Raw genomic sequence first — 14,295 nt, 5'->3', positions numbered from 1 at the left:
TCCTTTCAATTGCGGGTCTCAGTGGCGCAGGATCTTGCCGACGAACTCACGCGTCCGGGCTTCGACCGGCGCCTCGAAGATCTGCTGCGGTGTACCGATTTCGACGACCTGGCCCTTGTCCATCATGACGATGCGAGTCGAGACCTCACGCACGAAGGACATCTCGTGGGAGACCAGCAACATAGTGATCCCCTCCTTGGCCAGCGCCCGCACCGTGTCGAGCACTTCGTTGACCAGCTCCGGATCGAGGGCAGCGGTCACTTCGTCCAGCAACAGGATCTGTGGGCGCAGCGCCAGCGCCCGGGCAATCGCCACACGCTGCTGCTGACCGCCGGACAACTCGTCCGGGTAGGCGTGATATTTCTCCCCGAGCCCGACCTTCTTCAGCAACGCCTTGGCCTCGACTTCGACCTCGGCGTGCGGGCGCTTCTTGATTTTGGTCGGCGCAATCGTGACGTTGCGCAGCACGTCCATGTTCTGAAACAGGTTGTACTGCTGAAAGACGATGGCCATTTTGTCCCGCGCGGCCCGCAGGCTGCTTTTCGACACGTAGTCGAGCGGCTCGTCATCGATCAACACCTGCCCGGCCGTTGGCGGCAGCAGCCCCATCAATACCCGCAGCAAAGTGCTTTTGCCCGACCCGGACGGTCCGATCAGGCTGATCACTTCACCGCGGTCGACTGACAAGCTCACGTTTTGCAGGACCGGAATTTGCGCGTACGCGCTGGACAGATTTACGACGTTGAGGTGAGCCAAGACGATTCTCCAGATAAGCGCCCAATCGACTGAGTGGGTAAGACAACGCGAAATAAGCAGCAAGGATGACGCCGTACACCAGGAACGGCGAATAGCCTCGGTTCATCAGCACTTTGCCGGTGAACGTCAACTCGACGACGCCCATCTGCGACGCCAGCGAGGTGTCCTTGATGAACATCACCATGAAGGCGAAGGCTGGCGGCAGGATGACTTTCCAGGACTGTGGCAACAGCACCATGAACAGCGTGCGACTGAAGCCGAAGTTCATCACCTGCGCCGCTTCAAGCTGTTGCCGAGGCACCGATTCGAGGCCTGCACGAATGATCTCCGAGAGGAACGCGGTGGCAACCAGGCAGATCGAAACAGTAGCGATCGCCGACAGCGAAATGTTTGAGCCAAGCCCCTGCGAGGCGTACATCACAATGAACAGGATCACCAGAAACGGGATGCGCCGGAACACCTCGACGTAAACCGTCACAGCCAGGCGAAACAGCATCATCCAGTTGCTGGTAGTACTGCGGATGACCGTGATTGCAAAACCGGCGACAGCTCCCACGGAACAACCGATCACAGTCATCATCAAGGTGCGGCCCATGGCTTCGAGAACGAAGATAAAGGTGTACCAGGTGAAGAATCGCGGAGCCTGGGAAATGATCAGATCGAACATCAGAACACCTTGATTTTTGCGCGGAACAGGTGACGGCCAACCAGCCCCAAAGCAATCGACGCAATAAAGGTCAATGCCACGTAAATCGCCGCCACCACCGAGAACGTTTCTATCGTTCGCAGGTTGGCGGTCGAAATATTGATCGCCCTGCCGGTCAGCTCCTCGACACCAAAAATGGCACCGATCGAGCTGCCCAGCACCAGCCATACAAAGAAGTTGCACAGCGGCGCGTAAATGGTCTTGGCGATGTGCGGCAAGATCACGTATCGCACCGTTTGTAGCCCGGACATGCCCAGGGTCACGGCGGTTTCGATCTCGGCCTTGCGCACCGACTCAACGCCGGAACGCAGGATGTCGGTCAGGTAAGCGCCGGAGTTGAGTGTCAGGCCAATCAGCACGGCCGTCATCGGCTCCAGCACGATGCCGACATCCGGCAAGGCGTAGAACAGGAAGAAAATCTGCACCAGTGCCGGGGTGTTGGTGAACAGCGTGATGTAGACGCTGACCAACCCGCGCAACAGGCGCCCGCCATGCAACTTGGCCATGGCGCCCGCCAGACCGATGGCAGACCCGAGCCAGAACGAAACAAACGCGATTTCCAGTGTCAGCACCGCCCCCTTCAACAGATAGGGAAGGTTCTGGATCACGTTGGAGAACTGAAAGGTGTAGTCCACGAGGCTATCCGTCTTTTTCGCCGACCCGTACCCGGCCAACCGGCTGCGTACGAGTCGTTGCGGGAGTTAGAAGTACGGGTTTGCGTCCACCGGCTTGAGCATCGGCGCACCGTATGCTTTCTGCCAGGTGGTATTGATGAAGCCGTTGCTGTGCATTTCAAACAGCACGACGTTCAGGTAGTCGCGCAGGCCGGTGCTGTTCTTCGCCACGCCAATGCAGTCGTAACCCACGGAAATCGGGTCCTTGAGCACACGCCATTTGACGTCAGGATAGTTCTTGGTGAAGTTCATGAAGAAGTCGATGTTCTCGACGATCGCATCACCACGACCCTGGGCCACTGCGCGTACAGTGTCGGCAATGGTTTCAACCAACAGAACGTTGGATTTAGGCAGTTCTTTTTTCAGGTAGTCGACCGACCAGTTGCCGCGCATGTTGACCAGCTTGATGTCCGGACTGTCGAGCTGTTTCCAGTTATCGACCTTGAGCTTGTCGGTGGTCAGCACCGCCATCGATTCAGTGTGCAGCGGCACGGTGAAGTCGATCAGCTTGGCGCGTTCGGAGTTGCGCGTCAGGGCGCCGAGGGAAATGTCGATCCGGTCCGATTGCAGGAACGGCACACGCTGTGCACTCTCGGTCGGCACGAACTCGGCCTTCACGTTGAGGTTACGGGCGATTTCGTTGGCAGCGTCGATGTCGAAGCCCACCAGTTCGTTCTTGTCGTTGTAAGAACTCATCGGTGGAAAGTTCGGGTTTACGCCGACGCGCAAGGTGCCGCTCTGGATGATCGAATCGAGGCTGCGTGCTTGCACGGCGCCGGACACGACCGCGGCAACAACGGCCAGTGAGAGAATGACAGCTTTCAGTTTAAGCATGTGAAACTCCTGATTGGGATGACAGGCGACGCCAGCACAGGCTGGAATCTCAATGTCTGACTTCGCTGCATCTGTGTCAATAATTTTATGCGCAATACGAACAGTTGATGCCATCGCGCACTTTTAGGTTGCAGTAAATCCACTCAGCGCACGTAACTGGCGCCGTTTACATCCAGCGTTGCACCGCTCAGGTGCCTTGAACGACCGCTGGCCAGGAACGCCACCAGAGCCGCGATATCACTTGGCGGCACCCACTCGCCCATTGCCAGTTGCGCGGTAACGCCCTCCTCGCCGCCCTGAGTCTGGGCAAACGATTCGGACATCTGCGTACGCACCACGCCGGGCGCGACGATATAGGCGAGAATTCCTTGCTTGGCATACGCCCGCGCCACGGTCTGGGTCATCGAGCGCACCGCGGCTTTCGAGGAGGCGTAGGCGATGGTGTCCGGGTTGGTCACCCCGCGCTGCGCGGCCCAACTGGAGATGGTGATCAGGATGCCTCCGCCATTGGCCTGGAAGTGCTTCACCGCACGCCGGATCAACCGGGCCGGGGCCAGTACATTGACGCTGAGGGTTTCCTCCCAGACGCTGTCCCAGGTTTCATCGTCAGCGGCCAACCCACCGTGCCAGCGCATGATCGCCGCGTTATTGACCAGGCCATCGATGCGGCCCTGCCAGGCTTGCGCCTGATCCCACAGCCCTTCAACGGCAGCCAGGTCATGCAGGTCAGCCTGCAAAAACAGCTTGTCTGCGGCCGGCACATTCGCGAGCGCCTGCTCGGCCCCTTCCCGATCACCGCCGTAGTGCGCAATCACTCGTGCACCCGCCTCACCCAGGGCGGTGGCAATTGCTGCGCCGATGCCCTTGGATGCGCCTGTGACAAGCAACGTCTTACCCTTCAGGTCAAACATTGGAGACTCCATGAAACAGCTCTGGCATCGACAGTGCCAATGCGCAGGCAAACAGGTTGTCTGGCCGAGTTACCGACCGCCGATACACAGATGAAATGACGCGCCGCCGTTAATAGCGTGCAGACGTCGAGACAGAGCCCAAAGGGCGAGAGGAAGCGCGGGCGAATGACTTCGCGCACGTGTTGAACGCATAGCTGAATGCATCAGTGCCACTCCATCGTTTCGTGTTTTTTTTATTTTCGATGTGGCAGTTAACTTATCGCACAATTGTGCGCATTGCAAACTAGTGTTCGCATAATTTTGAAAGGGATGCGCGCCCGTAACGAAGGACAAATTTCAGGCAAAAAAAACGCGCTCGATCGGGGATCAGAGCGCGAACTATTGGGCGGCAAGCGAGGCCGGATGATTAGCTTTGAAGAGCCTGCGTGATGTTTTTCGAGGCTTCCAGCAATTCCGTCAAGATCCGCGTGCTCATGTCTTGCAAGGTGACGCGCTCGGTCGGGCAAGGCACGTTGAGTGCTGCGACAACCCTGCCATCGCGGTCGCGAATCGGCACCGAGATAGAGCGCAGGCTGATCTCCAGTTCCTGATCGACAATCGACCAGCCACGCAGGCGGGTTTCGTTGATCAGCTCACGCAGCTTCACCTTGGAGGTCACGGTGTGCTGGGTGAATTTGGTTAACGTGGTTTTATCCAGATACTCCTGCAACTCGGCCTCGGGCAGCGCTGCAAGCAGTACTCGCCCGGTCGAAACGCTATGTGCCGGCGAGCGACTGCCAATCGAAATGCTGATGTTGACCACCCGCGTCGAGTTGGCCCGGGCCACATAAATCACCGAATCGCCATCCAGTACGGCAGCGAAGCAAGACTCCTGCAAGCGGTCGGACAACGCACTCATGATTGGCTGCGCCACGTCCCAGATATTCATCGAGGACAAGGCTGAAAAACCGATCTCGAGGATCTTTGGCTTCAGGCTGAAATACTTGCCATCGCTGTCGGCGTAACCTTCACGTACCAGGGTCAGCAGAAAACGCCGCGCCGTCGCCCGGCTCATGCCGCTCGCTTCGGCAACCTCGCTGAGGGTCCGCCGTGGCGTGTGACGGGTGAAGGTCTTGATGACTTCGAGACCGCGTGCGAAAGAACCCACATAATCGCGATCACGGTTCTCAAGGTCGTCGATCGTTGATTCTGATTCGAGCATTTTTGACACCATTCCTTAATAAAGTCTGTGCGACATGCGCACAGAAGTTTAGACCGGAATATATCAGTTCACCTGGGCAACGCATACGTATTTCAGCTCGGTGAACTCCTCGATGGCATGGTGCGAACCTTCGCGGCCGATGCCTGACGACTTCACCCCGCCGAACGGCGCACCTTCATAAGAAGTGGCACCGGTGTTGACCCCGACAATACCAACCTCAAGTGCCTCACTGACCCGCCAGACCCGCGCATTGTCGCGGGTAAAGAAGTACGCGGCCAGGCCGAACTCGGTGTCGTTCGCGGCCGCGATCACTTCGGCTTCGGTTTCAAAACGAAACACCGGTGCCACCGGCCCAAAGGTTTCTTCCACCGCAATGCGCATGCAAGCAGTTACATCGGCGAGCACCGTCGGCTCGAAAAAAGTCTGGCCCAGGGCGTGACGATGGCCACCGGTGACGATCCGTGCGCCCAACGCCAGCGCATCTTCAATATGCTCCTGAACTTTGCGCACCGCAGCTTCATCGATCAACGGTCCTTGTTGCACGCCTTCAGCCTGACCGTCGCCCACCTTCAGCGCCGCAACGGCCTCGGCGAAACGCGCCACAAAACGATCATGAATGCCGCTCTGCACATAGATGCGGTTGGCGCAGACGCAGGTCTGGCCCATGTTGCGGAACTTCGACGCGATGGCGCCGGTGACTGCGACCTCGATATCGGCATCGTCAAAAATGATCAACGGCGCGTTACCGCCCAGCTCCAGCGCGACTTTCTTGATGGTACCGGCGGCCTTGGCCATCAGTGAACGACCGACTTCGGTGGAACCGGTGAAGGTCACCTTGCGCACCAGTGGATGCGTCGACAACTCGTCGCCCACTTCCCCGGCCGCGCCGGTCACCACACTGAACACACCGGCCGGCAACCCGGCGCGGTGGCCGAGCTCAGCCAAGGCCAGCGCTGAAAACGGTGTGGCACTGGCCGGCTTGAGCACCATGCTGCAACCGGCGGCAATCGCCGGGCCGGCCTTGCGCGGGATCATCGCCATCGGGAAATTCCACGGGGTGATTGCCGCACACACACCGATCGCCTGACGCAAGACCAACAGGCGCTGGCCCGGCTGCGCCGCGGGCAGGATTTCGCCGTAAACTCGTTTGGCCTCTTCCGCGAACCACTCGAAAAACGCAGCGCCGTAGAGAATTTCGCCCTTGGCTTCGGCCAGCGGCTTGCCCTGTTCTGCGGTGAGGATCAATGCCAGGTCATCGGCGTTTTCCACAATCAGGTCGTACCAACGCTTGACCACCTTCGCCCGTTCGCCAGCCGTACGAGCCGACCACAACCGATACGCCTGCTCGGCCCCTTCAATGGCCTTGATCGTCTCGGCGCGCCCGGCCTTGGGCACACGCCCCACGAGTTCGCCGGTGCTTGGATTAGTCACCTCAATCCAGCCACAACCTTGCGGAACCGACCAGGTGCCATTGACGAAGATCGCTTGCTTGAGCAGAGAAGGGTCTTTCAAGTTCAGCATGATTTGTTTCCTCGTTGCGGAATTAAGGTGCTACATTTATGTTCGCACAACGCCCATAACACCGCAATGCGCACAAATCATCAACCGAAAACTTGGTTCGCAACAGGAGAGATCATGGATCCACTCACCCCATCGACTGATCTGCATGACTTGGATCGGCGCTATTTTCTTCATCCATTCACCGCCCTCGCAGAGCATGAACGCAACGGCCCGCTGGTGATGACCAAAGGCGAAGGTGTCTGGCTGGAAGACACCAGCGGTCGTCGCTACATCGATTCGATGGCGGGGCTGTGGTGCGTCAACGTGGGCTACGGTCGCAAGGAGATCGCCGACACCCTGCATGCACAGGCAATGCGCCTGCCCTACTACCATTCGTTCTCGTCGATGGCGACCGACACACCGATTCTGCTCGCCGAGAAACTGATCCAGTTATCGCCAGTGCCGATGTCCAAGGTGTTCTTCGGCAACTCCGGTTCCGACGCCAACGACACTCAAGTCAAACTGGTCTGGTACTACAACAATGCCCGCGGCTTGCCGCAGAAAAAGAAAATCATCGCGCGCAATCGCGGTTATCACGGCGTAACCGTGGTGGCGGCCGGCCTCACTGGCCTGCCGGGAATGCACGCCGGCTTCGACCTGCCGCTGCCCTTCATCCGCCACACCACAGCGCCGCACCGTTTGTGGCAAGCGGAACCCGGTCAAAGCGATGCGGCGTTCGTCGCACGCCTGGCCGCTGACCTGGAAAACCTGATTCTCGCCGAAGGCCCGGACACTGTGGCTGCGATGATCATGGAACCGGTGATGGGCGCCGGTGGCGTGATCGTGCCGCCGATGGGCTACTACGCGGCGATGCAAGCCGTACTCGACAAATACGACGTGCTGCTGATCGCCGATGAAGTGATCTGCGGTTTTGGTCGTTTGGGCACCCAGTTCGGCAGCGAAAAAATGGGCATGAGCCCCGACCTGATGACCGTCGCGAAGGGCATTACTTCGGCCTACGTGCCACTGTCGGCGTGCATCATTTCCGAAAAAATCTGGCAAGGCCTGCTGCTCGGTGGCGAAAAGTACGGGGCTTTCGCCCACGGCTACACCTACAGTGCCCACCCGCTGGCGGCAGCCGTTGCACTGACCAACCTACAGATCATCGAAGAAGAAGGCCTGGTTGCTCAGGCCGGCGCGCGGGGCGACCTGATGCATCGGCTGCTGCGTGAAACCTTCGCCGATCATCCTGCGGTCGGCGAGATACGCGGCGTCGGCTTGATGGGCGCTGTCGAGTTTGTCGCTCAACGGGACCCGGCGAAGCCTTTTGACCCGGCACTGAAGGTCGCCCCGCGCATCGCCCGCGCGGCGCTCGAGGAAGGCCTGATCACCCGCGCATTGCCACAGGGTGATTCGATCTCCTTCTCGCCGCCGTTTGTGATCAGCGAAGATGAAGTCGCCGAAATGGTCGCGCGCGCTCGCCGCGCAGTGGACAAAGTGTTCGCCCAACTGCACGCCGAAGGTCACTGGAAAGGCTGAAAACAATCTGTAGCCGACAGCGTAGACTGCGCTGGCGGCTATCAGGTTACAACGCGTCAGCGTGCTTACGTTGGTAAGCGCGCCATGTGGTGGCCCAGCGGGCCGGGTCTTCAAGCGGGCCAGTGTCGAGACGACCGATCGGATGGTTGTGCGGCGCGGTACGCACCAGCTCAGGGTTGTCGTAGGCTTCCTGGCACACTTGGGCCAGCACCGCGATCCAGTAATCGATATCTTCCTTGGACCACATCTCCCCCGCCTCGGGGGTAAACGGCTGCGCGATCACCCACGGCTCATGAGCCAGCCAGAAGGCATCGACGCCGTAATCGACCATGCGATTCTGCACGTCGTAGGCACTGATACCCGTCTCCCGCTCCAGCACTTCGAGGCTGTAGCGCGTCATCTCCAGCCGCCACGCCTTGACGTGCGGATGCGAACAGGTCACCCCACGAATCTGGCTGAGCGCCTTGCCCATATAGTTGTTGGCCAGCACCGACAAATCTGAAGCCTCGGCAATCCCTTCAATGCCCATGGCCCGAACCCACGCGTAGGCCTTGATGATTTGCGGCAGGTTGCCCAGGAACTCGCGTACCCGGCCAATGCCCAGTTCACTGCCCGCCTCCAGCCGGAATTCGCCCTGCTCTTCAACCAGCAACGGGCCCGGCAAATAGGGAATCAGTTCCTCGCTGCAACCATAAGCGCCCACCGCCGGACCACCACCCCCCTTCGGCGCGCCGAAGGTTTTGTGCAGCATGAACATGCAGGCATCGAAACCCAGATCCCGCGCCCGAACCTTGCTCATCACGCCGTTGAAATTGGCATGGTCGTAGAAGCACAAACCGCCCGCTTCTTTCACCACCCGCACCCACTCGGCAATGTCCGGATTGTAGATGCCCATGTCGTCCGGGTTGTTGATCATCAGCGCCGCCGTGCGTGACGACACCGCGGCCTTGAGTGCATCGAGCGACGGATAGCCGTTCTCTTCCAGCGGCAAGGTAATGATCTTGAAACCCGCCGTGGCCGCGGTCGCCGGGTTGCACGGGTGCGACTGGATCGAGGTGATGATTTCGTCGCGAGTTTCCAGCTCGCCGCGCGCGGCATGATAGGCGCGGGTCACGCACACATGCAGAAACGCCGCGTCGGCGCCACCGGCCGCCTGAAACACAAAGCGGTCCATGCCCGACAACGCCCGCAGATTCAAATCCAGGTTGTGCATGATCTGCAGCGAACCCTGCAAGGTTGAATCCGGCTGACGAGGATGCAACTGCGCCACGTCATCGCGCGCGGTGATCGCTTCGTTGACCCGCGCGTTGTACTTCATGGTACAGGTGCCAAACAGCGAAATGCCCATCATCCCTAGCGTCTGCTGCGACAGGTGCAGATAGTGGCGCAGCACATCGGGCTCGGACATTTCCGGCAGTTGCGGCAAGGTTTTACGGCGCATCGCCGCCGGGATCACGCTCAGGTCACAAGGAACCCGAGCAGCAGGAAACACCACGCCACGACGACCGGGATGAGACAGGGTCATCACCACCGGCTCGTCCCATACGGCGGCCTGGTATCGACGCAACTTGACGGATTTACTCATGGCTCAATACCTCACGAAGGGCGTCGACCAGGCGATCGATATCAGCGTCCTGGTGCAATTCGGTCACGCAATACAACGCGCTTTGTCCGAGGTCCGGGAATTCCTGGCTCAAGTCATGCCCGCCGAAAATTCCCCGCGCCAGCAACCCTTGATTGATCGCCGCCACCGATTGGCCGCTGGCGTTGAAATCGACCACGAACTCCTTGAAGAACCCATCGCCATAACGAATCGACACCCCCGGCAGTTCGTTCAGGCGTCGAGCCGCCTGATGCGCTTGCGCAACGATCAGTTCGCCGACGTCGGCAAACCCCTGCGGCCCCATCAGCGACATGTACACCGCGTTGGCGATGGCCCACAGGTACACCGAGTTGCCGGTCCAGTCCTTGCCGTTTTCCCGCAGCCCATATGACGACTGCTCGGCCAGGGACAGGCCGAAACCGATTTCGCCAGGGCGCATGGTCGTGGTGATACTGATCAGTAGCGTCGGATATTCGCGGGCATAACGCTCTTCGTCGCGGGTGGCAATAAACCCGCCCAGACCGCCGCCCCCGTACATCGGAATGCCCAGAGTCTGGATCGTGCCAACCACAATGTCGGCACCGTAATCCGTTGGAGCCGCCAGTACGCCGAGGGAGATCGGATCGACGCCGACCACAAATTCCGCCCCCTGGGCATGCGTCAACTCGGCAATGGTCGCTGTCGCGCCATCGATCAGGCCGAAGTAGTTCGGCGTTTCCAGGTACACCGCCGCCACGTGACTGCCGAGTTTGTTCTCGAGATCCTGCAGGTCCATGGCTCCGGTCACTGGATCGGCGGCAATGAATTCAAGTGTCAGCTCATTGACCATGTTGGGCTCGCAGTAGTTGCGAATCACCGCCAAGCGCTCCGGATCAATGATCTGCGGCAACAGCAACGTGCTGCGACCATTCAATCGCGAAGCCATACGCAAGGCATGCCCGGCGGCGCAGCCCCAGCTGTAAACCGGCAGGCCGACGTACTCGCAGCCAACCAGTTCACCCAACTGACTGCTGAACTCGAACCACGCCTGGCAGCGACCCTGATCGGATGAAGGCGTGCCCCACACCGACGTCAGGAACTCGCTGCGACCGGCAATCTCATTGCAGATCGCCGGCACGTGATGCTGCCAGCAACCGCCACCGAGAAAGCTCAGCGTATCGGTGCAGTTACGGTTGCGGCTGAGAATTTCGCGCAAATGTCGGCTCAGGGTCATTTCTGATCGCATAGCGCCCATAAGTTCGGGAACTTTCTTTAAGCGGTGCGTTTCAGGAATCTGTTCGAAAAGCGCCTCAATGGAATCAATACCAAGGATATCTAGCATCTCCTGCTTGATATCAGGCAAGGCGTTGGCCATAAACGGATGGGCTGAACTGGGTTGACTCATCTTACCTCCGGACGCAATATTAGAATTAATGCGAACTTAAGTTTGTATTGCGCACAATCTACGTGGCAATGCTGACGCTCGCAACCGCTCAATGACCCGAAGGTGAGTATCGATGGCGTTCAAGGTTGGCCTGTTAATCAATCCCTTCGCCGGACTTGGCGGAGCGACTGGCCTGAAGGGCAGCGACGGTGCCGATATCGTGGCCTTGGCGCTACAACTCGGCGCCCGGCCCAAAGCGCATGAACGTTGCGTGCGGGCGCTACGGCGCATGGTCGGCTGCGATGCGCAGGTATTTACGGTTACCGGCGAAATGGGTGAGCGCGCCTGTCACGCCGCGGGATTGAACGCACAGGTGGTCGCCACACCCGCAACCACTCACTCAGCTCGTGATACGGCTGAAGCCTGCCGTGCGCTGCTCGCAAAATCTGTCGACCTGTTGCTGTTCGCCGGTGGCGATGGCACCGCACGCGATGTGGCAGCAGCGTCCTCGGCCATGCCGACGCTCCTGCTCGGCATTCCCTGCGGGGTGAAAATGTACTCCGGAGTGTTTGCCCGTTCGCCGGAACACACCGGTGAACTTGTCCGTCATTGCGTCAATGGCAGCGTCACCAGCCGCGAAGCCGAGTTGCTCGACATCGATGAAGAGGCTTCCCGCAACGACCGCATCAGCACCCGCCTCTATGGTTACGTACGGGTGCCGGCAGACCCACGACACATGCAAAGCGCCAAGTCGGGCAGCACCGATCCGGACCGTGCCGTGGCCGCTGAAGCAGCGCTGTTTGCCGCGCAAATGCAGGCCGGACATGTCTACTTTCTCGGCCCCGGCCGGACGATTCAAGCGCTGGCCCAACACCTCAACGGTGACGGCACGCTGCTCGGCGTCGACGCCTACCTCGGTCAAACATTGATCTGTCGCGACGCCAACGAAAGTGACTTGCTGGCACTCGCCGCGCGGTATCCAGCGCACCTGGTCGTCAGCCTCACCGGAGGACAGGGCTGCCTGTTCGGTCGCGGCAACCAGCAAATCAGCGCCGCCGTCCTCGCCTTGATTAGCCCAGCACATCTACACGTATTGGCGAGCAGCGCAAAAATCGCCGCGCTGCCCCAAGGCCAATTGTTTGTCGACAGCGGCGACCCGGAAATCGACGCCCGTCTCAGCGGTTTTATCCGCGTACACACCGCCCCTGGACGCAGCGCCATGGTGCGCGTCGTGTACTGACTTTTTTGCCCTTAAAAGAACAACAGGAGACTTCATGCACTCATCCCCCCACGTGGTTGCCGTGATTGGCGCCGGCAGCATCGGCGTGGCATTCGCCATCGTCTTCGCCCGTGCCGGCTGGAGCGTGCGCCTGCAAGACCCGGACGCCCAACGCCTGCAACTGGCCCGGCAGGAAATAGCCAGTCGCTGCGCAGAACTGGTTCACTACGGCTTGCTCCAGGAAACGCCAGAAGCCCTAGACGCACGGGTCACGCTGTGCAGTGATCTGGCCAGCGCAGTCGCCGACGTCACCCTGGTCCAGGAATGCGCCCCGGAACGGCTCGACCTGAAAATCGAACTGTTCCGTCAACTCGACAGCCTGGCCCCGCCCGCTGCGATTCTCGCCAGCTCATCTTCCGCCCTGACAGCCTCCAGCTTCGCCGACACGCTGCCGGGGCGCAGCCGCTGCCTGGTGGCACATCCGGGCAACCCACCGTACTTGTTGCCAGTGATCGAAATCGTCCCGGCGCCGTTCACCACCACACAACACATAGACCAAGCCCTGGCGCTTTATACCGAAGCAGGCCTGACGCCTGTGCGCCTGCAAAAAGAAATCGAAGGCTTTGTGTTCAACCGCCTGCAAGGGGCATTGCTGCGTGAAGCCTATTGCCTGGTGCGCGATGGCATTACCTCGGTCGCCGACATCGACAAAGTGGTGAGCCAGGGTCTTGGCTTACGCTGGGCATTCATGGGCCCCTTCGAAACTGTCGACCTCAACACCCGCGGCGGCATCGGTTCGCACGCCCTGAAAATGGGCCCGGCCTACGCACGCATGGGCGCAGAACGTGGACAGCATGACCCGTGGACCGCTGACCTGGTGGCCTTGGTTGAAGGACAACGTCGGGCATTGGTGCCACTGGACAAATGGGAAGAACGGGTCGCATGGCGAGACCGAGCGCTAATGGAACGTGCCAGTGATGAGTTGAAACGAAAAAATAAGTAGCGGTGCCCGGCGAGCCTCCTTGAGGCTCAAGTCGGGATGGGTCAGCCTTTTACGTCAAGGAGGGGAATACAACCCTGCGGTAGAACCAATACGAAATTGATGGGCGAGGGATCGTAAAAGGTGGTGCCATCGGTGTACTCCTTTTTGATGTACTGATCAAAGAGGGTGAGGCTGAAGGTTATTCATGGAAGATCAACAAGGAAGGAAAAACCATTGCCACTGTTAACGGCGAGCCCATGGCCGTGCGACTCATGGAGCGATTAGACAAACACCCGATTCCACCATCGCCTCCCCCAAAACGCCGCCCCGGTGCTCCTTGGGAGCCTAATTTCATGTCCCTCCGCAGCCCGCAGTTTGAATGGACCTCAACGGGGGGAACTGAGTTTTCAGATCGAAGCTCGGATGGATTACGGAGAACGGAAAAATTGGAAGGACACCAAGACTGCACACCTCGAGAAAAAACTTTCTAGCATCCTGGCCGGCTTGAGTTCCGCATCAGTTTCTATCAAGGCTCTCCGAGAAAAATGAGGAGGCAAGAGAACGTGAATGAGCTGAAAATGAAAAACGACGCCTTGAGATACGTCAACCGCCAAGTCGTCTTCTAAACCGTCTCATCGCGAACAAATCGTATCAAGCTGGGCATGATGTAAGACACATCCGATCCGACACCTCTGCGTGTCGCTGAAGCAAGTTACGTAGTCTCGGCAGACCGACAAAATACAGCCCACGTAGGTGCTCGGCCTGCCCGTTACGCTGAGCTCAATATTTAGTTCCTGGGCAATCCAGCCCCTTCAAAAATTCCAGGTTCGGACGAAATCCGGTAGTAAACACCAAGCTATCGACTAGGGCTAAAAGCTGTGCTGTGAAGTTAACCCGCTCACCCGAGAAAGCCAGCAAATGCGGGGGGTGTAATCCGTATGGAGATAGTGAAGATTCCACCCAGAGCCAGTCGTTTTGTGGGGGGAAAAGTAGGGGGAGTCCGTTTT

Annotated in this window: 12 protein-coding genes; 3 read left to right on the top strand and 9 right to left on the bottom strand. The window is 59.2% G+C overall.

Annotation, left to right across the window (positions count from 1 at the left end):
- Nucleotides 1-18: 18 nt before the first annotated feature.
- The 7 genes from ACYZUD_RS02535 to ACYZUD_RS02505 form a co-directional block, all read right to left on the bottom strand.
- Nucleotides 19-693, bottom strand: a complete 675-nt coding sequence (locus tag ACYZUD_RS02535) for an amino acid ABC transporter ATP-binding protein (RefSeq protein ID WP_462022448.1) — start codon at nt 691-693, stop codon at nt 19-21.
- A complete protein-coding gene (locus tag ACYZUD_RS02530) occupies nt 668-1,423 on the bottom strand; it encodes an amino acid ABC transporter permease (protein ID WP_462022447.1) in 756 nt (251 codons plus the stop codon). Before ACYZUD_RS02530 ends, ACYZUD_RS02535 begins: the two co-directional genes overlap by 26 nt.
- Nucleotides 1,423-2,097: an amino acid ABC transporter permease gene (locus tag ACYZUD_RS02525; protein WP_462022446.1), complete on the bottom strand. Its 675-nt coding sequence runs from the start codon at nt 2,095-2,097 to the stop codon at nt 1,423-1,425. Before ACYZUD_RS02525 ends, ACYZUD_RS02530 begins: the two co-directional genes overlap by 1 nt.
- A gap of 66 nt (nt 2,098-2,163) precedes the next feature.
- Nucleotides 2,164-2,970 (bottom strand): transporter substrate-binding domain-containing protein, encoded by an 807-nt coding sequence (locus ACYZUD_RS02520; RefSeq protein ID WP_462022445.1) that lies wholly within the window; start codon nt 2,968-2,970, stop codon nt 2,164-2,166.
- A 143-nt stretch (nt 2,971-3,113) separates the two neighbouring features.
- Nucleotides 3,114-3,881: an SDR family NAD(P)-dependent oxidoreductase gene (locus tag ACYZUD_RS02515; RefSeq protein ID WP_462022444.1), complete on the bottom strand. Its 768-nt coding sequence runs from the start codon at nt 3,879-3,881 to the stop codon at nt 3,114-3,116.
- Between the two features lie 406 nt (nt 3,882-4,287).
- Nucleotides 4,288-5,082 (bottom strand): IclR family transcriptional regulator domain-containing protein, encoded by a 795-nt coding sequence (locus ACYZUD_RS02510; protein WP_462022443.1) that lies wholly within the window; start codon nt 5,080-5,082, stop codon nt 4,288-4,290.
- 63 nt (nt 5,083-5,145) lie between these two features.
- Nucleotides 5,146-6,600 carry an NAD-dependent succinate-semialdehyde dehydrogenase gene (locus ACYZUD_RS02505; protein ID WP_462025172.1) on the bottom strand — a complete coding sequence of 485 codons (1,455 nt, stop codon included), beginning with the start codon at nt 6,598-6,600 and terminating at the stop codon, nt 5,146-5,148.
- 117 nt (nt 6,601-6,717) lie between these two features.
- Between ACYZUD_RS02505 and ACYZUD_RS02500 the strand changes: the two genes are divergently transcribed.
- Nucleotides 6,718-8,121: an aminotransferase gene (locus ACYZUD_RS02500; RefSeq protein WP_462022442.1), complete on the top strand. Its 1,404-nt coding sequence runs from the start codon at nt 6,718-6,720 to the stop codon at nt 8,119-8,121.
- A 46-nt stretch (nt 8,122-8,167) separates the two neighbouring features.
- Here the strand turns inward: ACYZUD_RS02500 and gcvPB are convergent, their stop codons facing one another.
- Both gcvPB and gcvPA read right to left on the bottom strand, forming a co-directional pair.
- Nucleotides 8,168-9,706 (bottom strand): aminomethyl-transferring glycine dehydrogenase subunit GcvPB, encoded by a 1,539-nt coding sequence (gcvPB, locus tag ACYZUD_RS02495; RefSeq protein WP_462022441.1) that lies wholly within the window; start codon nt 9,704-9,706, stop codon nt 8,168-8,170.
- Nucleotides 9,699-11,045 (bottom strand): aminomethyl-transferring glycine dehydrogenase subunit GcvPA, encoded by a 1,347-nt coding sequence (gene gcvPA, locus ACYZUD_RS02490; protein ID WP_462025171.1) that lies wholly within the window; start codon nt 11,043-11,045, stop codon nt 9,699-9,701. Before gcvPA ends, gcvPB begins: the two co-directional genes overlap by 8 nt.
- 175 nt (nt 11,046-11,220) lie before the next feature.
- Here gcvPA and ACYZUD_RS02485 point away from each other — a divergent pair, with 175 nt between their 5' ends.
- On the top strand, nt 11,221-12,327 hold the full coding sequence (locus ACYZUD_RS02485) for an ATP-NAD kinase family protein (protein WP_462022440.1): 1,107 nt from the start codon (nt 11,221-11,223) through the stop codon (nt 12,325-12,327).
- Nucleotides 12,328-12,361: 34 nt separating this feature from the next.
- The gene (locus tag ACYZUD_RS02480; RefSeq protein WP_462022439.1) at nt 12,362-13,309 is read left to right on the top strand and encodes a 3-hydroxyacyl-CoA dehydrogenase; all 948 of its coding nucleotides are present in this window, start codon (nt 12,362-12,364) and stop codon (nt 13,307-13,309) included.
- Nucleotides 13,310-14,295 lie beyond the last annotated feature (986 nt).

The sequence above is a fragment of the Pseudomonas sp. XS1P51 genome, from assembly GCF_054897845.1.
The sequence above is the reverse complement of the archived record's forward strand: the minus strand, read 5'-3'. Positions and strand labels throughout refer to the sequence as shown.